The organism is Stenotrophomonas humi, assembly GCF_001431415.1.
In the GTDB taxonomy this organism is placed as follows: domain Bacteria; phylum Pseudomonadota; class Gammaproteobacteria; order Xanthomonadales; family Xanthomonadaceae; genus Stenotrophomonas; species Stenotrophomonas humi.
The window spans coordinates 1-2,050 of sequence record NZ_LDJI01000091.1 but is presented as its reverse complement, the minus strand read 5'-3'; the positions used below and the strand labels follow the sequence as shown (position 1 = coordinate 2,050).

Sequence of the window (2,050 nt, the reverse complement as noted above, 5' to 3'; positions counted from 1 at the left end):
ACCTTGAGTTCACCAAGGTGCGCGCGCCCGGCACGGCCATCAATCGGCGCGCGCACCTTGGTGAACTCAAGGTTCAGGCGCGCGGCATCCAGTGCGGCCTGTGCCGCCATCACCTGCGCACCGGACTGATCGGCAGCAGCGCGACGCTGCTCGGCCGTTTCCGCTGCGATGGCCTGCTGCTCGGCCAGGCGGCGGGCGCGCTCGGATTCACTGCGTGCCAGTGCCGCCTGCGTGCGAGCGCGCGCCAGTTCGGCCTGTGCGCGGTTGAACTCAGCCTGGTAACTGCGCGCATCGATGGTGAACAGCACGTCGCCCTTCTTCACCTCCTGGCCTTCGACGTAATTGACCTTGTCGATGTAGCCGGACACACGCGGGCGCAGTTCAACACTCTGCACCGCTTCGACGCGGCCGCTGAACTCGTCCCATTGGCTGACCTGCTTGACCAGCACCGGCGCGGCGCTGACCTCGGGCGCTGGCGGCATGCCGGCTTCTTCGGCGTGACCGCCACTGCAGGCGGCGAGGACGGCAAGGGCAAGCGCGGACATGCCGAAAGTGGCAATGCGCCGCGTGATGCGGGAGGGGAAGGAGATACCGTTCATGTCATGCATCCATGGGGGAGTGGAAGGAAAACGAAAGTCCAAATCGAGCGGGTATGCAGCCATGCGCGGCGCAACATTCCGGGGCACTGCCGCGCAGCGCTGCGCACGCACCCTTGAAAGCGACGTTGCGGAATCGCTGAATACGCGGGAGCAGTGTCCCGCTCACGGAAATTTTTCTCCCACTGATGGGACAAAGAACCGCAGGCAACGCACCAGACCATCCCGAATCACGCCCTCACCCACGCGCTTGGCGGCCACTTCGGAATCCTTGAAAAGGCTTTCAAAGTTCAATGGATTCAGGTTGTTGACCGAAAAACGGTAATTGGAATTACCAGAGAACGCCGGAGTACGGCGGGTCTGACGGAACGGGGCGAGGTGGCGCAGGCGCATGGCTGCAAATCCGGACTTGGCGGAGGACGAAACAGTAATCCTCTAATCCAGACTTGATTAGTACGAATTCAAGGGAATAATCATCCCGTCGCCGGCACAATCCCGCTGCCGCTAGAGCGCCCCCCATGGCCAACGATCTCAATGACACCCTGATCTTCGTGAAGGTGGTCGAACAAGGAAGTTTCACCGCAGCCGCCCGCCTGCTTGGGCAGCCCAAGACCACCGTCAGCCGCAAGGTGCAGGAACTGGAAAGCCGGCTCGGTGCGCGCCTGTTGAATCGAACCACCCGCCGCCTCGGCCTGACCGAAGCCGGCACCGTCTACTACGAACATTGCCAGCGCATTGCCCGTGAACTGGAGCAGGCCGAAAGCGCGGTGAGCCAGCTGCAGTCCGGCCCACGCGGCTGGTTGCGCTTCACCGTGCCCTACTCGATGGGCACGATGTGGATCGCACCATTGCTGAACCAGTTCCAGGCGCAGTACCCGGAAATCCGTGTCGACATGCATCTGGGCAACGAGAAGCTGGACCTGATCGCGGGCGAAACCGACATGGCCTTGCGGGTCGGGCCGTTGCCCGACTCCAACCTGGTCGCGCGCAAGCTGGGCCGGCTGCGCAGCCAGGTGTTCGCCAGCCCCGGTTACATTCAACGTTACGGCGAGCCGCGCCATCCCAGCGAGCTGCAGTTCCACCGCACGCTGGCGGTACGCAAGGCCCACAACCACAACAACCGCTTCAGCTGGACGCTGGCCGAAGCCGGTGGCGAGATGCAGGAATTCATCGTCAACCCGGCACTGGTCGCCAATGACCCAGCCGCGTTGAACACCATGCTGGTGGCCGGTGAGGGCCTGATGTTGAGCAGCGACGTGATGGCCAAGCCGTTCGTCGAGTCGGGCATGCTGCGTCGCGTACTGGCCGGTTGGACCGGGCCGGAGTATGACTTCAACGCGGTCTTCGCCGGTGGCGGCATGGTGTCACCGAAAGTGCGCGCGTTCATCGACTTCCTGGTCGACAAGCTCAATTTCGACGTCAACTACATGATGCTGCAGTGCCCGAACGCAGGG

Annotated in this window: 3 protein-coding genes; 1 reads left to right on the top strand and 2 read right to left on the bottom strand. The window is 63.2% G+C overall.

Annotation, left to right across the window (positions count from 1 at the left end; genetic code table 11):
• Nucleotides 1-545: efflux RND transporter periplasmic adaptor subunit (locus ABB26_RS18470; RefSeq protein ID WP_245626276.1), on the bottom strand; the 545-nt coding region annotated here is incomplete at its 3' end.
• A 216-nt stretch (nucleotides 546-761) separates the two neighbouring features.
• Nucleotides 762-989, bottom strand: a complete 228-nt coding sequence (locus tag ABB26_RS18465; protein ID WP_057631857.1) for a hypothetical protein — start codon at nucleotides 987-989, stop codon at nucleotides 762-764.
• 125 nt (nucleotides 990-1,114) lie between these two features.
• Here ABB26_RS18465 and ABB26_RS18460 point away from each other — a divergent pair.
• Nucleotides 1,115-2,050: LysR family transcriptional regulator (locus tag ABB26_RS18460; protein ID WP_057636150.1), on the top strand; the 936-nt coding region annotated here is incomplete at its 3' end.

Coding starts and splice junctions, on each gene's coding strand:
- ABB26_RS18465 (WP_057631857.1), bottom strand. CDS start 989: ATGCGCCTGCGCCACCTCGCCCCGTTCCGTCAGACCCGCCGTACTCCG.